General features: G+C 71.5%; 18 protein-coding genes. 2 read left to right on the forward strand and 16 right to left on the reverse strand.

The genetic code is table 11. The features are described 5' to 3' along the window. Window positions 1-233 precede the first annotated feature (233 nt). Window positions 234-929: a GntR family transcriptional regulator gene (locus AB0F62_RS39795; protein WP_361810934.1), complete on the forward strand. Its 696-nt coding sequence runs from the start codon at window positions 234-236 to the stop codon at window positions 927-929. Between the two features lie 261 nt (window positions 930-1190). On the opposite strand, the gene AB0F62_RS39800 is transcribed toward AB0F62_RS39795, so the two are convergent. The 12 genes from AB0F62_RS39800 to AB0F62_RS39855 all read right to left on the reverse strand — a co-directional run bounded on the left by AB0F62_RS39800 (window position 1191) and on the right by AB0F62_RS39855 (window position 13955). Next, window positions 1191-2609, reverse strand: coding sequence for an OFA family MFS transporter (locus AB0F62_RS39800; RefSeq protein ID WP_361810936.1), 1419 nt, complete (start codon window positions 2607-2609; stop codon window positions 1191-1193). 497 nt (window positions 2610-3106) lie between these two features. Beyond that, on the reverse strand, window positions 3107-3358 hold the full coding sequence (locus tag AB0F62_RS39805) for a helix-turn-helix transcriptional regulator (protein WP_361810938.1): 252 nt from the start codon (window positions 3356-3358) through the stop codon (window positions 3107-3109). Beyond that, window positions 3358-3849 carry a DUF2975 domain-containing protein gene (locus AB0F62_RS39810; protein WP_361810940.1) on the reverse strand — a complete coding sequence of 164 codons (492 nt, stop codon included), beginning with the start codon at window positions 3847-3849 and terminating at the stop codon, window positions 3358-3360. Before AB0F62_RS39810 ends, AB0F62_RS39805 begins: the two co-directional genes overlap by 1 nt. 84 nt (window positions 3850-3933) lie before the next feature. Next, entirely contained in the window at window positions 3934-4662 is a 729-nt protein-coding gene (locus AB0F62_RS39815) for an ABC transporter permease (protein WP_361810966.1), read from the reverse strand. Window positions 4663-4733: 71 nt separating this feature from the next. Continuing rightward, window positions 4734-5690 carry an ATP-binding cassette domain-containing protein gene (locus AB0F62_RS39820; protein WP_361810942.1) on the reverse strand — a complete coding sequence of 319 codons (957 nt, stop codon included), beginning with the start codon at window positions 5688-5690 and terminating at the stop codon, window positions 4734-4736. Between the two features lie 81 nt (window positions 5691-5771). Further along, window positions 5772-6413: a PadR family transcriptional regulator gene (locus AB0F62_RS39825; RefSeq protein WP_361810944.1), complete on the reverse strand. Its 642-nt coding sequence runs from the start codon at window positions 6411-6413 to the stop codon at window positions 5772-5774. 120 nt (window positions 6414-6533) lie between these two features. Then, on the reverse strand, window positions 6534-8234 hold the full coding sequence (locus AB0F62_RS39830; protein ID WP_361810946.1) for a DEAD/DEAH box helicase: 1701 nt from the start codon (window positions 8232-8234) through the stop codon (window positions 6534-6536). Between the two features lie 87 nt (window positions 8235-8321). Further along, window positions 8322-8525 (reverse strand): cold-shock protein, encoded by a 204-nt coding sequence (locus AB0F62_RS39835; protein WP_319137404.1) that lies wholly within the window; start codon window positions 8523-8525, stop codon window positions 8322-8324. A gap of 316 nt (window positions 8526-8841) precedes the next feature. Continuing rightward, window positions 8842-9054: a formate dehydrogenase subunit delta gene (locus AB0F62_RS39840; RefSeq protein WP_361810948.1), complete on the reverse strand. Its 213-nt coding sequence runs from the start codon at window positions 9052-9054 to the stop codon at window positions 8842-8844. 1 nt (window position 9055) lies between these two features. After that, on the reverse strand, window positions 9056-11890 hold the full coding sequence (gene fdhF / locus AB0F62_RS39845) for a formate dehydrogenase subunit alpha (protein WP_361810950.1): 2835 nt from the start codon (window positions 11888-11890) through the stop codon (window positions 9056-9058). After that, window positions 11887-13503, reverse strand: a complete 1617-nt coding sequence (locus AB0F62_RS39850) for an NADH-quinone oxidoreductase subunit NuoF (RefSeq protein WP_361810952.1) — start codon at window positions 13501-13503, stop codon at window positions 11887-11889. The genes fdhF and AB0F62_RS39850 overlap by 4 nt, the downstream gene beginning before the upstream one ends. Next, complete coding sequence (locus tag AB0F62_RS39855; protein ID WP_361810954.1) at window positions 13500-13955, reverse strand: formate dehydrogenase subunit gamma; 456 nt, start codon at window positions 13953-13955, stop codon at window positions 13500-13502. The genes AB0F62_RS39850 and AB0F62_RS39855 overlap by 4 nt, the downstream gene beginning before the upstream one ends. A gap of 344 nt (window positions 13956-14299) precedes the next feature. Here AB0F62_RS39855 and AB0F62_RS39860 point away from each other — a divergent pair, with 344 nt between their 5' ends. Further along, on the forward strand, window positions 14300-14989 hold the full coding sequence (locus tag AB0F62_RS39860) for a GntR family transcriptional regulator (protein ID WP_361810956.1): 690 nt from the start codon (window positions 14300-14302) through the stop codon (window positions 14987-14989). Here the strand turns inward: AB0F62_RS39860 and AB0F62_RS39865 are convergent. The 4 genes from AB0F62_RS39865 to AB0F62_RS39880 all read right to left on the reverse strand — a co-directional run. Then, window positions 14947-15774 carry an acyl-CoA dehydrogenase family protein gene (locus AB0F62_RS39865; protein ID WP_361810958.1) on the reverse strand — a complete coding sequence of 276 codons (828 nt, stop codon included), beginning with the start codon at window positions 15772-15774 and terminating at the stop codon, window positions 14947-14949. The genes AB0F62_RS39860 and AB0F62_RS39865 overlap by 43 nt on opposite strands. A 248-nt stretch (window positions 15775-16022) precedes the next feature. Continuing rightward, a complete protein-coding gene (locus AB0F62_RS39870; protein WP_361810960.1) occupies window positions 16023-16574 on the reverse strand; it encodes a carbonic anhydrase in 552 nt (183 codons plus the stop codon). Between the two features lie 67 nt (window positions 16575-16641). Continuing rightward, window positions 16642-18954, reverse strand: coding sequence for an FdhF/YdeP family oxidoreductase (locus tag AB0F62_RS39875; RefSeq protein ID WP_361810962.1), 2313 nt, complete (start codon window positions 18952-18954; stop codon window positions 16642-16644). 264 nt (window positions 18955-19218) lie between these two features. Next, window positions 19219-19920 (reverse strand): CoA transferase (locus AB0F62_RS39880; protein ID WP_361810964.1); only part of this gene is annotated, 702 nt, incomplete at its 5' end.

Raw genomic sequence — 19920 nt, forward strand, 5'->3', positions numbered from 1 at the left:
CGGTGTCCATCTTGCGGATGGCGGAGGAGGGCAGGTCCATCCCGTACGCCTTCTCCAGCCGCGGCTTCCCCCGCCCCACCCGCTCCACCCGCTCCGCGGCGGGCGTGCAGCGCCCGCGGGCTTCCGCTTGCCGACCGCCGCCTCCCGGCGAAGTCCTGCCCGACCCCGCTGAATTGCATACCAAAATCTGTATTCTTGGCACTGTGCAAAGAAATCAGCCGACAGGGGGTCTCATGCGCGAGACACGTACCGAGGCAGTCGTCGTCCGGGTCACCCGGCCGGCCCCGCTGCGCCAGGCCGTCTACGAGGCCCTGATCGAACTGATCGTCAACGGCACCCTCAAACCCGGTCAGCACCTGGTCGAGGCCGAACTCGCCGACCACCTCGGCGTCAGCCGCCAGCCGGTGCGCGAGGCCCTGCAGCACCTGCAGACCGACGGCTGGGTCGATCTGCGCCCCGCCCAGGGCGCCTTCGTCCACGCCCCCACGCCGGAGGAGGCCACCGAGCTCCTCAGCGTCCGGGCCGTACTGGAGACGCACTCCGCGCACGGCGCCGCGCTGCACGCGACCGGCGCGGACGTGGCCCGGCTGTGGGAGCTGCAGGAGGCCGGGATCGCCGCCCTCGCGGCGGACGACGCCCGGGGCATCGTCGAGGCGAACGCCACGCTGCACGGCTTCATCACCGAGCTGTCCGGCAACAAGGTCCTCGCGGAACTGATCCTGCAGGTCGACCGGCGGGTGCGCTGGTACTACACGCCCATCGCCCGGCCCCGCGGCAAGGACGCCTGGAACGAGCACGCCACCATCATCGACGCGATCGCCGAGGGCGACGCGGACCGGGCCGAGGAACTGATGCGCCGCCACACCCGGAACACCACCGACTTCTACTGCCGGCAGATCGCCGCCGCCGTCGGCGCCGGGCGGGTGTGAGACCCGCCGCATCCGCCGCATCCGCCGAATCCGCTGCCGGGAACGCCGGACGGTCCGGGTGCGGGTGCACCCGGACCGTCGTTAGCGGGGAGGGACGGGCGGGGCCGGCCGGAGCAGGGAGCGCACCCCAACGGCCGGCCCCGCCTCCGTGACGCGGGCACCCGGTGCGGAACTGCCGCCGTCCCGGGCCGGGCTCCTACGCCCGCGCACGTTCGATGGGGGCCGGCACCGGGGGGAGTGCCGGCCCCGTTCACGGGCCGCTCAGCCCGCGGCCTCCACGGGGGACTTGACGCGCTCGGCCGCCTCGGGGGCGGGCAGCCCCTCGCCGTCGCGGCGCGGCGCTCCGGGCTGCCGCAGGAACAGGGTGATCGCCGCGGAGAGGAAGGCGATGCCGCCTGCCAGGCAGTAGGCCCCGGTGTAGCCCCAGGCGGCGACCACCGCGGCGGCCACACCGCCGCCTCCGACCCCGCCGACCAGCTTGGCGCTGTAGACCAGGCCGTAGTTCTGCGCGTTGTTGTTCTCCCCGAAGTAGTCCGGCGTCAGCGAGGCGAACAGCGGGTAGAAGGCGCCGCCGCCGAAGCCGTTGAGGAAGGCGAAGATCAGGAAGAGCGGCTCGTTGTGCGCCTGCCCCGACCACAGCACTCCGAACTGCGCCAGCCCCGCCACCACCAGGACCAGGCCCAGCGTCTGACGGCGGCCCAGGTAGTCCGACAGCCAGCCCACGGCCGCCCGGCCGACGCCGTTGACGACGGCGAGCACGCCCGCCGAGGAGGCCGCGACCAGCGGGCCGAAGCCGAGGCTCTTGGCGAACGGCACCTGGAAGTTGATGCCGAAGAGCGATACGCCGCCGATGCAGACGAGGGCGAACCACATCAGCGGCAGCTGCCCGGTGCGGATCGCCTCCATCGGGGTGAACTGGCCCTTGGCGGGCGGGTTCTTGGCGAGGCGCTTCGCGACGCGCCGGGCGTCCTCGCTCACGCCCCGGTTCAGCGGGTCCACGTCCTGCGGCCACCAGCTCTTGGGCGGGTCGCGGAAGAACATGCCGCAGCCGGCGACGACGAGGACCATGCCCAGCGCGATCACGTCCAGCACCATGCGGTAGTTGCCGGGGTGGAACCAGTAGTTGAAGACGAAGATGAGCGGCAGCGTGCCGTAGGCGAAGCCGCCGTTCACGAACCCGGTGCGGGCCCCCTTGTTGTCGGGGTACCACTTGCCGACCATGTTGATGCAGGTCGCGTAGACCAGGCCGGCGCCGGTGCCGCCCAGCACCGAGTAGCCGAGGATCACCAGGAACGGGTTCCCCAGGTGCGAGAGGGACAGGAATCCCAGACCGGCGAGGACGGCGCCGGCGATCATGGCCGTCCTGGCCGGCAGCACCCCGGTCTCCCGCAGACGCCCCGCGGGAAAGGCGACACCCGCCTGGAAGACCGCCCAGATGCTGGCGATCCAGAACGTCTCCGTGAGCGTCCACCCGTGGGCGTGCTCCAGGACCGCCTCGGCGGAGCTGTAGCCGTACTCGTAGACGCTGACACCCATCATCGCGATCCAGGGGAGCCAGACCATCCAGGCCCGGGGCCTTCCGAGGATGGACCGGTCGCTCTCCCCGACCCGGTACACGCGGCCGTTCGCGTCGGTGACTTCCCTGTACTGAACGGGAGCCACGTGCGCTGTTGCTGACATCTGTGCCTTCCCTTGCGTGAAAAGAACCTGGCGTGCGCCCCCTGGCCTTTCTCTTCATGCGGAGGGGTGGAGCGGACCATCCCTGCGGCTCGGTCCGGCACGGCCGGACCTGGTGGTACGACGTCCGGGCGACGCGGATTCGGGGCGGCATTCCCGATCCGTGGCAACACACGGGCGGTGACGCGTGGTACGACCACGGACACGGCGAATTCGACCGTGTACGGGGTTGGTGAAATGACCTGTCGGCTCGTCAACGCTGTTCTCCATACTGGAGATTGCATACGGTATGGAGCCGCGAAATCGTGTGTCCATAGGGTGACGGGAAGATTGACCTCCGCATTACCCAACGCCGGTTTTCTCGTTGCCTGTCGGCGGGTGTGAAAGGCCGCCCGATGGAAAGCGGGGCCGGCGGGCGGCGCCGCCCCGGGTGCCCACCCGACGACGAACCCCCGCCCTTCCGCACGGGAAGGACGGGGGTTCGCGGTGGGCCGAGGGCGTCAGGCGCCTCCGTGCCCGTCCCGGGACGCGGCATCCGCCGCGGCGTCTTCGACCTCCCAGCGCAGCAGGTCGCCCGGCTGGCACTCCAGCACCTCGCAGAGCGCGGCGAGCGTCGCGAAGCGCACCGCCTTGGCGCGGCCGTTCTTGAGCACCGCCAGGTTGGCGGGCGTGATCCCCACGCGGTCCGCGAGCTCGCCCACGGACATCTTCCGCCTGGCCAGCATCACGTCGATGTCGACGGTGATCGGCATCAGATCACCTCGTCCAACTCGGCCCGCATCTGCGCCGCTTCGACGTCGCGCGTGACGGCCTGGGCGAGCAGCATCCGCAGTACGAGCACGACGAGCGCGACCCCCAGGATGGCCAGGCCGATCCCGCCCATGATGACGGTCACGCCCGGATCCTCCCGCTGCCCCGGCGCGTTGAGGACCGTGACCGCGAACCACAGGAGGGCGGCCGCCACGATCGCGCCGATCACGCCGTCCACGTACCGGAAGGCGGCATGGGAGAACACGGTTCCGCGCCGCACCATCGCCACCAGCCGCCACACGCAGACCAGGGCGACCTGGGCCGCCACCATGCCCAGGATCGTGATCACGCGAAACGAGGTCAGCGGGAGCGAGCCGTCCTCCGGATCGTTCCCGCTCACCAGCACCCACACCATCCCCACCTGAACGAACACGGTGCCGGCGAGCACCACCACGAGCACGGCGCGCAGCGCCCGCACTGTCAGCTTTCCCACGACCCATCCTTCCATCGAGTTGCGATGGAAATCTATCGAGTTTCGATAGGTGAAGCAAGAGCGGCGACAGCGGACGGACGGCCGCTACGCGCTCAGGCGCCCGAACCTCCGCACCGCCAGCGGGAGGAACACCGCCAGCAGGGCCAGCGGCCAGGCCACGGCGGCCCAGACGTGGCCCGGCTCGCCACCGGGACCGCCGAACAGGTCGCGTACGGCCGTCGCCGTGTGGGACATCGGATTCCACTGGACCGCCGTGCCCAGCCAGCCGGGCATCGAGCCCGGGGCGGCGAAGGCGTTGGAGAGGAAGCCCACCGGCCAGACCAGGATCTGCACGGCCTGCACGAGTTCCGGCTTCCCCGCCACCAGCGCCAGGTGGATGCCGATCCAGAGCATCGCGAAGCGGAACAGCAGCAGGAGGCCGACGGCGCCGAGGCAGGCGGCGGCCCCGCCGTGCGTGCGCCAGCCGAGCGCGTGGCCGACCCCGATCAGGACGGCCAGGCCGGCGGCGGACTGGAGCATGTCGGCGGCGGACCGGCCCACCAGGACCGCGCCGTCGGCCATCGGCATCGAGCGGAAGCGGTCGATCACGCCCTTGCCGAGGTCCTGGGTGACGGCGAGCATCGTGCCCTCCAGACCGAAGGCCATGGTGAGCGCGAGCATGCCGGGGACGAGATAGCCGAGGTAGTCGCCCGTGACACCGCGACCGCCGCCGACGAGATAGCCGAACATCAGCAGCAGCATCACCGGGAAGACCAGGCCGACCAGCACCTGGACCGGCTGCCGGGCCCAGTGGGCGAGTTCGCGGCGGGTCATGGTCCAGCAGTCGGCGAAGACATGGGATCCCCGCGCGGGCCGGGCCGGACCCGGGACGGTGTACACGGTGCTCACACGGCCTCCTTCGTGCGCCGGCTCTCGCCGGTGAGGTGCAGGAACACCTCGTCGAGGGTCGGACGGCGCAGGGCGATGTCCTCCGCCTCGATCCCGGCCGCCTCCAGGCCGCGGACGACCCCGGTGAGGGCGGCCATGCGGTCGGCGACCGGGGCACTGAGCAGCCGCCGGTCGGCGTCCACCGAGACCTCCTCCCCGGTCGCGGGCAGCAGGTCCTTGGCGGCGGCCAGGTGGGCCGCGTCCCGCAGGACGACGTCGATGCGGTCGCCGCCCGTGCGGGCCTTGAGTTCGTCCGCCGTACCGTCGGCGATCACCCTGCCGCGGTCGACGACCGAGATGCGGTCGGCGAGCTGGTCCGCCTCCTCCAGGTACTGGGTGGTGAGCAGCACGGTCGTACCGCCGTCGGCCAGGGAGCGGACCGAGGCCCAGACCTCGGCGCGGCCGCGGGGGTCGAGGCCGGTCGTCGGCTCGTCGAGGAAGAGCACCTCGGGATCGGTGACGAGGGACGCGGCGAGGTCGAGGCGGCGCCGCATGCCCCCGCTGTACTGCCCGACCGCCTTGCGTCCGGTGTCCGCGAGGCCGAAGCGCTCGAGGAGTTCGTCGGCGCGCCGGCGGGCCCGGCGGGCGCCGAGATGGTGGAGGCGGGCGAACATCTCCAGGTTCTGGCGGCCGCCGAGTTGCTCGTCGAGTGCCGCGTGCTGCCCGAGCAGGCCGATGCGGAACCGCACTTCCCGCGCCTGGGTCACCACGTCGTGCCCGGCCACCACGACGCGGCCGCGGTCGGGCCGCAGCAGCGTGGACAGGATCCGGACGAGGGTCGTCTTGCCCGCGCCGTTCGGGCCGAGCACCGCGTGCACGGTGCCGCGCGCGACCAGCAGGTCGAGCCCGTCCAGCGCCGGTTTTCCGCGGTACGTCTTGTACGTCTCCTCGACGGTGATCGCCGTGTCGTCCACCGGCCACTCCTCCGCAGATCAACTAGTCAAACTTGACTACCGGCGCAAGGTAACGCCGCGGAACCCATTCGTCAAATTTGATTAGTGCGCATCCCCGGGATGCGGCTCCCCCGTCGCGTACGGGTTCTCCTCGCCCTCCGCGAGGACGCCCACAAAGGGCTCGCCCTCCCCGGCGAAGGTGTACGCACCGCTCTCGATGCGCTCGATGAGCCCCCGGGTCCACGCGGCGTCGGAGTCGGCGGTGTGGATCCAGAGGTTCATGATCTCGCCGATGTGGCCGAGCTGACCGGGGCCGTCCTCGGGGACGTAGTGCGCGGTGACGGCGGCCCGCCACTCCCCGATCCTCCGGATCCGCTCCCGCAGCAGTTCCAGCGCCTCGTCCCGGCGCAGATCGACGATGAAGCCGATGGCCGCCGACTGGAGGTCCATCTTCTGGTCGTAGGAGACCAGCGACTCGTGGAGAAGGCGCAGGAACTCCTCGGTCCCCTTGTCCGTGATCTCGTACTCGGTGCGGGGCGGGCCGCCGGCCGTCGACGGGGCGACCTCGTGGGCGTGCAGCAGTCCCTGCTTCGCCATCTGCTTCAGGGCGTGGTAGACCGAGCCGGGCTTGGCGTTGGACCACTCGTGCGCGCCCCAGTACTCCAGGTCGTTGCGCACCTGGTAGCCGTGGGCCCGCCCGTGCTGGCGGACCGCGCCCAGGACGAGGAGACGGATCGCTGACATGCCGTCCAGGTTAGGCGGCCCGGCCGCCGCCCCCGTACGCGCCCCGCTCCCGGAACCCCGCCGCCGGAGCCGTGACCGGCAGCGGCGGCGGGGTTCGGCGGGACATGTCGGCCCGTCCGGTCAGCCCGCGGAGTTGCGGCGGCCGCCCCGGCCGCCCCGGCCTTCGGTGCCGGCCGCCGGCCGCCGGCCTGAGCCGCGGGCCCCGGCGGCCGAACCGCCACCGGTCGCCGCGCCCGTCGCGCCCCGGCGGTCGGCTCCACGGCCGCCCGCGCCCGCGGCGCCGCTCGTCGCCCCGCGCGAGCCCGTGCGGCGGGCGCCACCGCGACCGCCCGCCCCGGAGGCGTCACCGGCCGTTCCGGCTCCCGGCGCGGTCCGGCGGTCGGAACCCCGGCCGCCCGTCCCGGTGCCGGCGCCCGTCGGCGCTCCGGCCCCGCCGCCGCTGCGGCGTCGGCGGGTGGGCCGTCCGCCGCCCTCGGAACCGTTCTTCCGCTCCGGCCGGGACGCCCTCGGCGTCGCCGGCTGGGGCACCTCGATGGTGACGGCGACACCGGACGGCTCACGGGCGCCGGTGATGGTCGTCAGCTCCTCGGCGCTCGAGGTGATGCGGGCGGTCCGGGGGCGGATGCCCGCGTCCGACATGAGCCGGGTGACATCCCGCTTCTGGTCGGGCAGCACGAGGGTGACCACGCTTCCGGAGCCGCCGGCGCGGGCCGTGCGGCCGCCGCGGTGGAGGTAGTCCTTGTGGTCGGTGGGCGGATCGACGTTCACGACCAGGTCGAGGTCGTCGATGTGGATGCCGCGGGCCGCGACGTTCGTCGCCACCAGCGCCGTGACCTGGCCGCTCTTGAACTGCTCCAGCGTCCGGTTCCGCTGCGGCTGGGAGCGGCCGCCGTGCAGGGCCGCGGCGCGGACGCCGACGGACAGCAGCCGCTTGGCGAGCCGGTCGGCGGAGCGCTTGGTGTCGAGGAAGAGGATGACCCGGCCGTCGCGCGCCGCGATGCGCGTCGTGACGGCCTTCTTGTCGGTCTCGTCCAGGACGTGGAGCACGTGGTGCTCCATGGTGGTCACCGCCCCCGCGGAGGGGTCCACGGAGTGGACCACGGGGTCGGTCAGGAACCGCTGCACCAGGCGGTCGATGTTGCCGTCCAGGGTGGCCGAGAAGAGCATCCGCTGGCCGTCCGGCCGCACCCGCTCGATCAGCCTGGTGATCTGCGGCAGGAAGCCCATGTCGGTCATCTGGTCGGCTTCGTCCAGCACCGTGATGCGGACGCTGTCGAGCACGCAGTCGCCCTGCTGCACCAGGTCGTTGAGCCTGCCGGGGGTGGCCACGAGCACCTCGGCGCCGCGCCGGAGCGTGGCGGCCTGCCGGGTCATGGACAGCCCGCCGACCACGGTGGCCAGGCGGAGGTTCACCGCCGTCGCGTAGGGGGTCAGCGCGTCCGTCACCTGCTGGGCAAGCTCACGGGTGGGCACCAGCACGAGGGCGAGGGGCGCCTTGGGCTCCGCGCGCAGTCCGGCCGTGCGGGCCAGCAGCGCCAGCCCGAAGGCCAGGGTCTTGCCCGAACCGGTGCGGCCCCGTCCCAGCAGGTCCCGGCCGGCGAGCGAGTTGGGCAGCGTGGCGGCCTGGATCGGGAAGGGGGTGGTCACACCCTGGGCGGTGAGGGTCTTCAGCAGCCCCGCGGGCATGTCGAGACCGGCGAAGTCCTCGACGGCGGGAAGTGCGGGTGTCGTGCTTTCCGGCAGCCGGAACTCTCGCGGCGACGATGCGGACGGCGCGGACGACGGCGCGCGCCGGTTCGATCTCTGGGGCCTGCGGGACATGCGGATGATGTGCCTTCCTGAAACAGCGCAAACCGGGGTCCGCACCATGACGGTGCGGACCCCGGTGAGCGGGTACGCGTCCGGCGATCAGGCGGGAACGATGTTCTCCGCCTGCGGGCCCTTCTGGCCCTGGGTCACGTCGAAGGTGACCCGCTGGCCCTCGAGGAGCTCACGGAAGCCCTGGGTGGCGATGTTCGAGTAGTGGGCGAAGACGTCGGGGCCGCCGCCGTCCTGCTCGATGAAGCCGAAACCCTTTTCGGCGTTGAACCACTTCACGGTTCCCTGTGCCATGACTCTCTCCTTCTGTAGGCAGAGGCCCCATCCGGAGATGCCGGAGAACAAATAATGCGCCTGCGGGAGAAGAATCCGTCAGGCGCACATAGGTCTTATGGGTACCACAACTGCAACCACGACAGCGTAGCACAGGCCTCGAACGGGACGGTGACCTGGGACGACGAGCAGGGGGAACCGACGGGGGCGCGGGAGGGGGAACGGTGACGACCGGCATCGGTCGCCGGTCGCCACCTGCCGTCACGGGGCGTCGCGGAGTGGTCACGGAGGGGGCGGGAAGCGCCCTCCCCCGTGACCGCACCGCGAATCCGGGGGGTCAGCGCAGCAGCTTCACCGCCTGGACCACCAACGGGTTCAGCCCCTCCGCCCCGGCGTCGACGAAGTCGAAGAGCCGGGTGCGCATGCGCGGGTCCCAGAACCGGCCGATGTGCCCCGCGACGGCCTCGGCCGCCCGGTCCCCGGGCAGATGCGCGAGGTTCACGGCGATGTCGTTGGCCATCCGGCGTTCCGCCGGCACCGTGCCCGCCATCTCAGTCCACCACCGTCAGCAGCTCGTCCCGGTCCTGCGCCCGGCCCTGGCCGCGGTCGGCCTCAGGGTGCTCCGCCGGACGGGCGAGCCCGACCTGCACCGCGGTGACCTTGTACTCCGGGCAGTTGGTCGCCCAGTCCGAGTTCTCGGTGGTCACCACGTTCGCCCCGGTCACCGGGTGGTGGAACGTGGTGTACACGACCCCGGTCGGCATGCGGTCGGAGATCTCGGCGCGCAGGGTGGTCTCCCCGACGCGGCTGGCCAGGGTCACCATGTCGCCGTCCACGATGCCGCGGACCTCGGCGTCGTGGGGGTGCAGCTCCAGCACGTCCTCCGGGTGCCAGGCGACGTTGCCTGTACGGCGGGTCTGCGCACCGACGTTGTACTGGCTGAGGATCCGCCCCGTGGTCAGGATCAGCGGGAAGCGCCGGGTGCTGCGCTCGGCCGTCGGCACGAAGGTGGTGACCACGAACCTGCCCTTGCCGCGGACGAACTCGTCCACGTGCATGATCGGGGTGCCCTCCGGCGCCTCCTCGTTGCACGGCCACTGGACGCTGCCGAGCTTGTCCAGCAGCTGGAAGGAGACCCCGGTGAAGGTCGGCGTCACCTGGGCGATCTCGTCCATGATCTGGCCCGGGTGGTCGTACGCCATGGGGTAGCCCATCGCGGTGGCGATCTCGGACACGATCTGCCACTCGTGCTTGCCCGTCTTCGGCTTCATCACCGCGCGCACCCGGTTGATCCGGCGTTCGGCGTTGGTGAAGGTGCCGTCCTTCTCCAGGAAGGAGGCGCCCGGCAGGAAGACGTGCGCGAACTTCGCCGTCTCGTTCAGGAACAGGTCCTGGACGACGACCAGTTCCATGGCCTCCAGCGCCGCGGTGACGTGCTTGAGGTTGGGGTCGGACTGGGCGATGTCCTCACCGTGGACGAACAGGCCGCGGAAGGTCCCGTCGATCGCCGCGTCGAACATGTTCGGGATACGCAGTCCGGGCTCGGCGAGGAGGGTGCCGCCCCAGAGGTTCTCGAACACGGTGCGCACGGCGTCGTCGGAGACATGCCGGTAGCCGGGCAGCTCGTGCGGGAACGAGCCCATGTCGCAGGAGCCCTGCACGTTGTTCTGGCCTCGCAGCGGGTTCACGCCGACACCGTCACGGCCGATGTTGCCGCAGGCCATGGCGAGGTTGGCCATTCCCATGACCATGGTGGAGCCCTGGCTGTGCTCGGTGACGCCCAGGCCGTAGTAGATGGCGCCGTTCGGGGCCTGCGCGTACAGCCGGGCGGCGGCGCGCAGTTCCCCGGCCGGTACGCCGGTGATCGGCTCGACGGCCTCCGGGCTGTTCTCCGGACGGGCGATGAACTCCGCCCACTCGTCGAAGTCCTCGCACCGCTCGTCCACGAAGGCCCGGTCGACCAGGCCCTCGGTGACGACCACGTGCGCCATCGCGTTGACGACGGCCACGTTGGTGCTCGGCTTGAGCTGGAGGTGGTGCTCGGCCTCGATGTGCGGGGAGCGCACCAGGTCGATGCGGCGCGGGTCGACCACGATGAGCTTGGCGCCCTCGCGCAGCCGGCGCTTCATCCGCGAGGCGAACACCGGGTGCCCGTCCGTGGGGTTGGCGCCGATGACCATGATCACGTCGGCCTCGGCCACCGACCGGAAGTCCTGGGTGCCGGCCGACTCGCCGAAGGTCTGCTTGAGTCCGTACCCCGTCGGGGAGTGGCAGACCCGGGCACACGTGTCGACGTTGTTGTTGCCGAAGGCGGCACGCACCATCTTCTGGACGACGTAGACCTCTTCGTTCGTGCACCGCGAGGAGGTGATGGCGCCGATGGCGCTGGATCCGTACCGGTCCTGGAGCTCGCGCATCCGCCGGGCGACGGTGCCGATGGCCTCGTCCCACTCGACCTCGCGCCACGGGTCGGTGATCTTCTCGCGCACCATGGGCTTGAGCACCCGGTCGGGGTGGCTCGCGTAGCCGAAGGCGAACCTGCCCTTGACGCAGGAGTGGCCCTCGTTGGCCCCGCCGTCCTTGTACGGCACCATCCGCACCAGCTCGTCGCCGCGCAGCTCCGCCTTGAAGGAGCAGCCGACACCGCAGTACGCGCAGGTGGTGACCACCGAGCGGGTCGGCATGCCGAGCTCGACGACCGACTTCTCCTGGAGCGTGGAGGTCGGGCAGGCCTGCACGCAGGCGCCGCAGGAGACGCACTCCGACTCCATGAAGGTCTCGCCGGCGCCCGCCGCGACCTTGGAGTCGAAGCCGCGGCCCTCGATGGTCAGCGCGAAGGTGCCCTGCACCTCGCCGCAGGCCCGTACGCAGCGGGAGCAGGCGATGCACTTGGAGGCGTCGAAGTCGAAGTAGGGGTTGGAGGTGTCCTTCTCGGCGTCGAGGTGGTTCTCGCCCTCGTAGCCGTAGCGGACCTGCCGCAGCCCGACCACCCCGGCCATGTCCTGCAGTTCGCAGTCGCCGTTGGCAGGGCAGGTGAGACAGTCCAGCGGGTGGTCGGAGATGTAGAGCTCCATGACGCCCTGGCGGAGCTTCTCCACCTTCGGGGTCTGCGTGCTCACCTTCATCCCGTCCGCTACCGGCGTGGTGCAGGACGCCGGAGTACCGCGCCGGCCGTCGATCTCCACCACGCACAGCCGGCAGGAGCCGAAGGGCTCCAGGCTGTCGGTGGCGCACAGCTTGGGGATGTCGATGCCGGCGAGCGCGGCGGCGCGCATCACCGAGGTGCCCTCGGGCACGCTGACCGGCAGCCCGTCCACCTCCACCGACACCGTCGCCTCGCCGGGCCGTTCCGGCGTCCCGAAGTCGGGTTCCTTGAGGAGTGTCATGCCGTGCCCTCCGTCCTGGCTCCACTGGATTGCTTGTGCCGGCTCTCCCGGCCCGCGTCGCGGGCGAGGAAGTCGTCCGGGAAATGGGCGATGGCGCTGCGCACGGGCATCGGCGTCAGTCCGCCCATCGCGCACAGCGAGCCGTCGGTCATCAACTCGCAGAGGTCCTCGAGCAGGGCCAGGTTCTCGTCGCGCTGCTGTCCGGCGACGATCTTGTCGATCACCTCGACGCCGCGTACGGAGCCCACCCGGCAGGGCGTGCACTTGCCGCAGGACTCCTCGGCGCAGAACTCCATCGCGAAACGGGCCTGCGCGGCCATGTCCACGGTGTCGTCGAACACCACGACGCCGCCGTGGCCCAGCATGGCGCCCGCCGCGGCGAACGCCTCGTACTCCATCGGCAGGTCGAACATCGACGGCGGCAGGTAGGCGCCGAGCGGCCCGCCGACCTGCACCGTGCGCACGGGGCGCCCGGACAGGGTGCCGCCGCCGTACTCCTCGACCAGTTCGCGCAGTGTGACGCCGAAGGCGGTCTCCACGATCCCGCCGCGGGCGATGTTGCCGCCGAGCTGGAACACCTGGGTGCCGCGCGAGCGTTCCACGCCGAGCTCCTGGTAGGCCTTCGCCCCCTCGGCGAGGATGACCGGCACGGTGGCGAGGGTGAGGACGTTGTTCACCACCGTCGGCTTGCCGAACAGGCCCTCGATCGCGGGGATCGGCGGCTTGGCGCGGACGGTGCCGCGCTTGCCCTCCAGGCTCTCCAGCATGGAGGTCTCCTCGCCGCAGATGTACGCTCCGGCGCCGACGCGGACGTGCAGCTCGAAGTCGAGCGGGGAGCCGAGGATGCCCTTGCCGAGCCAGCCGTGCTCGCGGGCGATCCCGATCGCCGCGCGCATCGTGGCCACCGCGTCGGGGTACTCGGAGCGGATGTATATATAGCCCTCGCGCGCGCCGACGGCGTGCGCGGCGATCGTCATGCCCTCGATGAGCATGAAGGGGTCGCCCTCCATGACCATCCGGTCGGCGAAGGTGCCGCTGTCGCCCTCGTCGGCGTTGCAGCACACGAACTTGAGTTCGTCCGCGCAGTCCAGGACGGTCTTCCACTTGATGCCGGCCGGGAATCCCGCGCCGCCGCGACCGCGCAGGCCGGAGTCGGTGACCTCGGTGACGACGTCCGAGGGCGCCATGCCGAGCGCCGTGCGCAGGCCGGCGAGGCCCCCGTGGCGCAGGTAGTCCTCGGTCGACAGCGGGTCGGTCAGCCCGATCCGGGAGAAGGTGACCCGCGTCTGGTCCGCCAGCCAGGGCAGTTCGTCCACGACGCCGAGGCGCAGCGGGTGCTCCCCGCCCTCGAGCATGCCCGCGGCCAGCAGTCCCTCCACGTCCGAGGGGGCCACCGGTCCGTATCCGACGCGTCCGGCCGGCGTGACGACCTCGACCAGCGGCTCCAGCCAGAGCATGCCGCGGGAGCCGTTGCGCACCACCTCGACGGGCGCCTCCCGCTCGGCGGCGGCCCTCCGCAACGCGTCCGCCACCTCGTCCGCGCCGACGGATCTGGCCGCCGAGTCGCGTGGGACGTAGACCGTCACCGTGGCGTCAGAAGAGTCCTTGATCATGCGACCGTCCCCTTGAGGATGGAGCCCAACCGGGCTGTGTCCACACGTCCGTACAGCCGGCCGTTCACCTCTACCGCGGGCCCGAGAGCGCAATTGCCGAGGCAGAAGACCTGTTCGACGGTGACCGAGCCGTCCGCGGTCGTCTCCCCGAGCGTCAGTCCCGCCTCCCGGGCGTATCCCACCAGCCCGTCGGAGCCCAGGGCCTGGCACGCCTCGGCACGGCATATGCGCACCGTGGTGCGCCCCGCCGGTTCCCGGCGGAAGTCGTGGTAGAAGGTCACCACTCCGTGGACGTCCGCCCTGGAGAGGTTGAGCGCGTCGGCGAGCACCGGCACCGCCTCCTGCGGCACGCAGCCCAACTCCGCCTGGATGGCGTGCAGTACGGGCAGCAGCGCACCGCGCTGATCGCGATGATCAGCCACAACCGACCGGACAACGTCTTCGACCGTCATGTCACTCCTGCTGATCGTCATTGACCGCTCCGCCGTTGCCTGGTCAGGGAGTACCGGGGCGGGATCGTCACAGAGCCGCTTCGCCTTCCCGACGGTGCCGGCAGTACACGTCGACGATACCGCATACAAACTTCTGCATACAGAATCCTGTAGCGACTTTCCCTACGCGCACGGCGGACCGCCGACGGATGCGATCGGGCGTCATCGGGCGTCATCGGGCCGCAGGAGAAGGCATGTTGCATACCAAAACCTGTATACTGACCGTTCCCGCCGCCGTCGGTCCTCACGGCGGCACCACTGGCAGAGCCGTCGGCCCACAGGCTCGCCGGCAGAACAGGGGAACCATGCGTGAGGCCCTGACGGCCGCGGCGACCCGCCGTGTCGCCCGCCCCGCACCATTGCGCCAGGCCGTGTACGACGCCCTGATCGAACTGATCATCAGCGGCTCCCTCACCCCCGGCCGGCATCTGGTCGAGGCCGAACTCGCCGAGCACCTGGGCGTCAGCCGCCAGCCGGTGCGCGAGGCGCTCCAGCGGCTGCAGACCGACGGCTGGGTCGATCTGCGCCCCGCCCAGGGCGCCTTCGTCCACGCACCCACCGAGGAGGAGGCCTCCCAACTCCTCGGCGTCCGCTCGGTGCTGGAGACCTACTCGGCCCGGCTCGCCGCCGAGAACACCACGCCCGAGGACGTCGAACACCTCTGGACGCTGCAGCAGGAGGGCGTCGACGCGCTCGCCGCCGGCGATGTGGAGCGCCTGGTCGCGGCCAACACGGCCCTGCACTCCTTCATCACCTCCATGGCCGGCAACGCCGTACTGGCCGAGCTGATCTCGCAGGTGAGCCGGAAGGTGCGGTGGTACTACACGCCCATCGCCAAGCCCCGCGGCAAGGACGCCTGGAACGAGCACGCCCAACTCGTCAAGGCCATCGCCAAGGGAGACGCGGACCGCGCCGGTGAGATCATGCGCAAGCACACCGAACGGACCGGCGACTACCGCAAGGCGGTCGCGGCGGGGGCGACGGCGCTCAGCTGACCCGGCCCGCCCACCGCCGGCGGCGCCGCGGCCGCCGCCTCCACCGAGGGGTGGACGCCAGCGGCGCCGACGGCGTCCCGCAGTGCGAGCAGCCACGGCCGGACGGTGCGCGACACGATGTCGTGCCCCTCCCCGTCCTGGCCGAGCATCGCGTCGGCGGGGACGAGCACCGGGTCGGCCAGCACGGTCGAGGTCGCGCTGCCGTGCGGCCCCGCCCCGTCCGGCCGGGCGGGGACGAACAGGTCGGGGGCGTGCGCGGGCACCAGCCAGAGCGTCAGCCCGTCCCGCGCGGTGAGCGGCCGGGACGACCAGACATAGCTGTCGGCCTCCCCCGCGGCGACCACCTCGCGCTTGCGGGCCCGCAGGGCGACCACGTCACCGGAGCGGGCGGCCGGGGAGTGCGGAGCCCCGGCCTGGGCGTACCCGCCGTGGTCCCCGGGGGCGTCCTCCGTCAGCGCGAGGCTGCTGAGGTGCCGCCCGGCGGCGATCTCACCGCGGATCCAGGGATGTCCGCACGCCTCGATGACGGCCACCGCCGCGTAGTGGGACTGGAGCACGGCGGCGGTCACCGGGCAGGTCCGGGCGATCCTCGCGACCACCTCGGCGGCTTCCGGCAGACCCCGGCCGCCGCCGCCGAGGTCCGCGGAGACGGTGAGTCCGAGCAGTCCCGCGTTGCCCAGGGCGGTCACCGAACCGCGCGGGAACCGCCCCTCCCTGACGGTCCGTTCGGCGGAGGGCGCGATGACGTCGCTCAGGACGTGGGAGAAGGCGTTGCTGTACGGCACGGGATGACCCCCTCGGGAGTGGTTTCCGATCTGCCGTCGGGCAGCCGGCGGATGAATGAGTGCGGCATCGCGGGAGGGCGGCGACCGGTGTCGGCGGGGCGGCCGGCCGGACACGGGAAGGTGCCCGGCCGCCCACCCCGCCACCGTGCGCGCGGACCAGCCGTCGGGGGCCGACGTCCCGCGGCTCCCGACCGGTTGCCGTCCGCCGGTCCGCGCACAGGTCCATGGGGCGTGGTCGCCCGGTGGGTTCAGGACCGCGGGTCGATCTCCCGCAGCAGCCCGGTCGTCACGTCGAAGACGAACCCCCGGACGTCCTCGGTGTGGAGCAGGAACGGAGAGGTGCGGACCCGCTGCATCGACTGCCGGACGTCCTGGTCGACGTCCTGGAAGGCTTCCACCGCCCACGCCGGCCGCTGGCCGACCTCCAGCTCCAGCTCGTGCCGGAAGTCCTCGGTCAGGGTCTGCAGGCCGCAGCCGGTGTGGTGGATCAGGATGACGCTGCGGGTCTTGAGGGCGCGCTGGCTGATGGTCAGCGAACGGATCGTGTCGTCGGTGACCACGCCGCCGGCGTTGCGGATGGTGTGGCAGTCCCCGAGCTCCAGCCCGAGGGCGGCGTGCAGGTCGATCCGGGCGTCCATGCAGGCCACCACAGCCACTCCCAGCACCGGCCGGGCGCCCATGCCCGGGTCGGTGAATCCGGCGGCGTACTTCCGGTTGGACTCCACGAGGCGGTCGATGACCGTCCCCTCCGCGGGGACGCTGCCGCCGGGCTGCGCGGAACCGTGCGTTGACGTCGACATGACTCGGTTGCACTCCTTTTCGGGTTCGGCCCCACGTGTTCCGGTGGTACACGTGAACGGCCGGCGGCTACTGGGGTGCGGCGACTCGGGTGCGGGCGCCGGACGGCTCGAGGCGGATCACGATGCCCTTGGAGGTCGGGGTGTTGCTGATGTCGGCGACGCTGTCCAGGGGCACCAGGACGTTGGTCTCGGGGTAGTAGGCGGCGGCGGAGCCCGGGGTGGTGGGGTAGGCCACCAGCCGGAAACCGGGTGCGCGGCGTTCGACGCCGTCGTCCCAGACGCCGATCAGGTCGACCTCGTCGCGGTCGGCGAAGCCGAGGGCGTCCAGGTCGGCGGGATTGACCAGCACGACGCGGCGGCCGCCCCGGATGCCGCGGTAGCGGTCGTCCATCGCGTACGGGATGGTGTTCCACTGGTCGTGGGAGCGCAGGGTCTGCAGGATGAGATGGCCCCTCGGTGCCCGGAGCATCTCGAGGTCGTTGCAGGTGAAGACGGCCTTGCCGCTCGGGGTGGGGAACGTCAGGCTGTTGACGGGGTTGGGCAGCTGGAAGCCGCCGGGGGCGGCGGCCCGCTCGTTGTAGTCCCGGAAGCCGGGGACGACGCGGGAGATCCGGTCCCGGACGGTGCCGTAATCGGCCTCGAACTCCTCCCAGGGGATGTCCACCCGGTCGCCGAGTGTGCGGCGGGCCAGCCGGGAGATGATGGCGACCTCGCTGAGCAGCCGGTCGGAGGCGGGCTTGAGCCTGCCGCGCGAGGCGTGCACCTGACTCATGGAGTCCTCGACGGTGACGAACTGCTCGACGCCGCCCTGGACGTCCCTGTCGCTGCGGCCCAGCGTCGGCAGGATCAGCGCGGTGTCGCCGCAGACCGTGTGGGAGCGGTTGAGCTTGGTCGATATGTGCGCGGTCAGCCGGCAGCGGCGCAGCGCGGCCTCGGTGACGTCGCTGTCGGGGGTGGCCCGGACGAAGTTCCCGGCGACGCCGAGGAAGAGCCTGGCGCGGCCGTCGCGCATGGCGCGGATGGCGTCGACGGTGTCCCAGCCGTGTTCGGTGGGCGGGGTGAATCCGAACTCGGCCCCGAGGGCGTCCAGGAAGGCGGTGGGCATCCGTTCCCAGATGCCCATGGTGCGGTCGCCCTGGACGTTGCTGTGTCCGCGCACGGGGCACACGCCCGCCCCCGGCCTGCCGATGTTGCCGCGGGCCAGGAGGAAGTTGACGACCTCGCGGATGGTGGCCACACCGTGCTTGTGCTGGGTCAGGCCCATCGCCCAGCAGACGATGACGCTCTTGCTGCTCAGCACCCGCTGGTGGACCTGCTCGATCTCCTCGCGGGTCAGGCCGGTGGCGGTGCGGACGTCGTCCCAGTCGGTCTTGCGGGCGTGGCGGGCGAACTCGGCGAAACCGGTGGAGTGCGCGTCGATGAAGTCGTGGTCGAGCACGGTGCCGGGGGCGGCGTCCTCGGCTTCCAGCAGCATCAGGTTGAGGGCCTTGAACAGCGCGAGATCGCCACCGGGCCGGATCTGCAGGAACTGGTCGGCGAGCGCGGTGCCCCTGCCGAGGATGCCGCGGAGCTTCTGCGGGTGTTTGAACCGCATCAGCCCGGCCTCGGGCAGCGGGTTCACCGCCACGACCTGGCCGCCGTTGCGCTTGGTCTCCTCCAGCGCGGAGAGCATCCGCGGATGGTTGGTGCCCGGGTTCTGGCCCACCACGAAGACCAGGTCGGCGTGGTGGATGTCGTCCAGTGACACGCTGCCCTTGCCGATGCCGAGGGTCTCCATCAGCGCGTGGCCGCTGGACTCGTGGCACATGTTGCTGCAGTCGGGCAGGTTGTTGGTGCCGTACGCGCGGGCGAGGAGCTGGAGGAGGAACGCGGCCTCGTTGCTCACCCGGCCCGAGGTGTAGAACAGGGCCTCGTCCGGGGAGTCCAGTGCGGCCAGTTCCCCGGCGAGCAGTCCCAGCGCCTCGTCCCAGCCGATCGGCTCGTAGTGGTCCGCACCCGGCCGCTTGACCATGGGCTCGGTGAGCCGGCCCTGCTGGTTGAGCCAGTAGTCGGACCTGGTGTCCAGCTCGGCTATCGAGTGCCGGGCGAAGAAGTCGGCCGTCACCCGGCGCGAGGTCGCCTCGTCGTTGATGTGCTTGGCGCCGTTCTCGCAGTACTCGTTCATGTGCCGGTGCTTCGCGTCCGGCTCCGGCCAGGCGCAGCCCGGGCAGTCGACGCCGCCGGCCTGGTTGATGCTCAGCAGCGTCAGCGCGGTGCGCCGGACCGTCGTCTGCCCCAGGGAGTACTGGATCGCGTGGGTGACCGCCGGCAGTCCGGTCGCCCACGTCTTGGGCGGCGTCACCTCCAGGCGATCGTCGGTGGGGTCCTCGATCGTGCTCATGGTCCGGCCTGTGCCTTTCTGCTGTTCTCGCGTGCGCGCCACGACCGTGTGCGTGACGGACGCCGGGTGGTACTCGCCCGCTCGGCGGTTCGACGAGCGGGGTCTGTCAGCGGAGTGCGGACCGCAGGGCGCACCGGCCCCGGTACGGCGGCGGCTCCGGGAACGCCGGCGCGCCGCAGGCGGCGAAGCGTCGTCCGTACGGCGGCGGTTCGCACCGCCGGGTCGTGTCACGGCCGGCCGGCCGCCCGTGGTCCGCGCTCATCGTCAGATCACTCCCTGCGCCTTGAGGACCGGCAGCTCGTCCTCGTGCAGGCCGAGTTCGGTGGTATAGATGTCGTGGTTGTGTTCGCCGAGGAGGGGGGATCGTTCGACGGTGACGGGGGAGTCGGAGAGTTTGAGGGGGCTGCCGACGGTGACGTAGGAGCCGCGTTCGGGGTGGTCGACCTCGACGACGATCTCGTTCGCCTTCAGGCTGGCGTCCTCGATGATCTCCTTGGTGGACAGGATCGGCCCGCACGGGATGTTGTGCGCGTTGAGCTGCTCCAGCACTTCCCACTTGGGCAGGGTGCTCGTCCACTCCTCGATCAGCTGGAACATCTTCGCGAGCTTGGGCAGCCGCGCCTCAGGCGTGGCCCACTCCGGATCGTCGGCCAGTTCGCAGTGACCGATCAACTCCGCCAGCGGGGCCCAGCCCACCGGCTGCACGATCACGTACACATAGTCGTTCGGGCCGCCCGGAGCGCACTTGACCGCCCAGCCGGGCTGCCCCCCACCGGAGGCGTTGCCCGAACGCGGCACCTCGTCGCCGAAGTCCTCGTTCGGATACTCCGCCAGCGGACCGTGCGCCAGCCGCTGCTGGTCCCGCAACTTCACCCGGCACAGATTCAGCACCGCGTGCTGCATCGCCACCTGCACCCGCTGCCCCCGACCGGTGTGCGTGCGCTGGTACAACGCGGCCAAGATCCC

Source organism: Streptomyces sp. NPDC026673 (genome assembly GCF_040638135.1).
GTDB lineage: Bacteria > Actinomycetota > Actinomycetes > Streptomycetales > Streptomycetaceae > Actinacidiphila.

What these genes read in the sequence shown, in the direction of transcription:
- AB0F62_RS39795 (WP_361810934.1), top strand. Translation starts at nt 234, where the DNA reads ATGCGCGAGACACGTACCGAGGCAGTCGTCGTCCGGGTCACCCGGCCG.
- AB0F62_RS39800 (WP_361810936.1), bottom strand. Translation starts at nt 2,609, where the DNA reads ATGTCAGCAACAGCGCACGTGGCTCCCGTTCAGTACAGGGAAGTCACC.
- AB0F62_RS39805 (WP_361810938.1), bottom strand. Translation starts at nt 3,358, where the DNA reads ATGCCGATCACCGTCGACATCGACGTGATGCTGGCCAGGCGGAAGATG.
- AB0F62_RS39815 (WP_361810966.1), bottom strand. Translation starts at nt 4,662, where the DNA reads ATGACCCGCCGCGAACTCGCCCACTGGGCCCGGCAGCCGGTCCAGGTG.
- AB0F62_RS39825 (WP_361810944.1), bottom strand. Translation starts at nt 6,413, where the DNA reads ATGTCAGCGATCCGTCTCCTCGTCCTGGGCGCGGTCCGCCAGCACGGG.
- AB0F62_RS39830 (WP_361810946.1), bottom strand. Translation starts at nt 8,234, where the DNA reads ATGTCCCGCAGGCCCCAGAGATCGAACCGGCGCGCGCCGTCGTCCGCG.
- AB0F62_RS39835 (WP_319137404.1), bottom strand. Translation starts at nt 8,525, where the DNA reads ATGGCACAGGGAACCGTGAAGTGGTTCAACGCCGAAAAGGGTTTCGGC.
- AB0F62_RS39840 (WP_361810948.1), bottom strand. Translation starts at nt 9,054, where the DNA reads ATGGCGGGCACGGTGCCGGCGGAACGCCGGATGGCCAACGACATCGCC.
- fdhF (WP_361810950.1), bottom strand. Translation starts at nt 11,890, where the DNA reads ATGACACTCCTCAAGGAACCCGACTTCGGGACGCCGGAACGGCCCGGC.
- AB0F62_RS39850 (WP_361810952.1), bottom strand. Translation starts at nt 13,503, where the DNA reads ATGATCAAGGACTCTTCTGACGCCACGGTGACGGTCTACGTCCCACGC.
- AB0F62_RS39855 (WP_361810954.1), bottom strand. Translation starts at nt 13,955, where the DNA reads ATGACGGTCGAAGACGTTGTCCGGTCGGTTGTGGCTGATCATCGCGAT.
- AB0F62_RS39860 (WP_361810956.1), top strand. Translation starts at nt 14,300, where the DNA reads ATGCGTGAGGCCCTGACGGCCGCGGCGACCCGCCGTGTCGCCCGCCCC.
- AB0F62_RS39870 (WP_361810960.1), bottom strand. Translation starts at nt 16,574, where the DNA reads ATGTCGACGTCAACGCACGGTTCCGCGCAGCCCGGCGGCAGCGTCCCC.
- AB0F62_RS39875 (WP_361810962.1), bottom strand. Translation starts at nt 18,954, where the DNA reads ATGAGCACGATCGAGGACCCCACCGACGATCGCCTGGAGGTGACGCCG.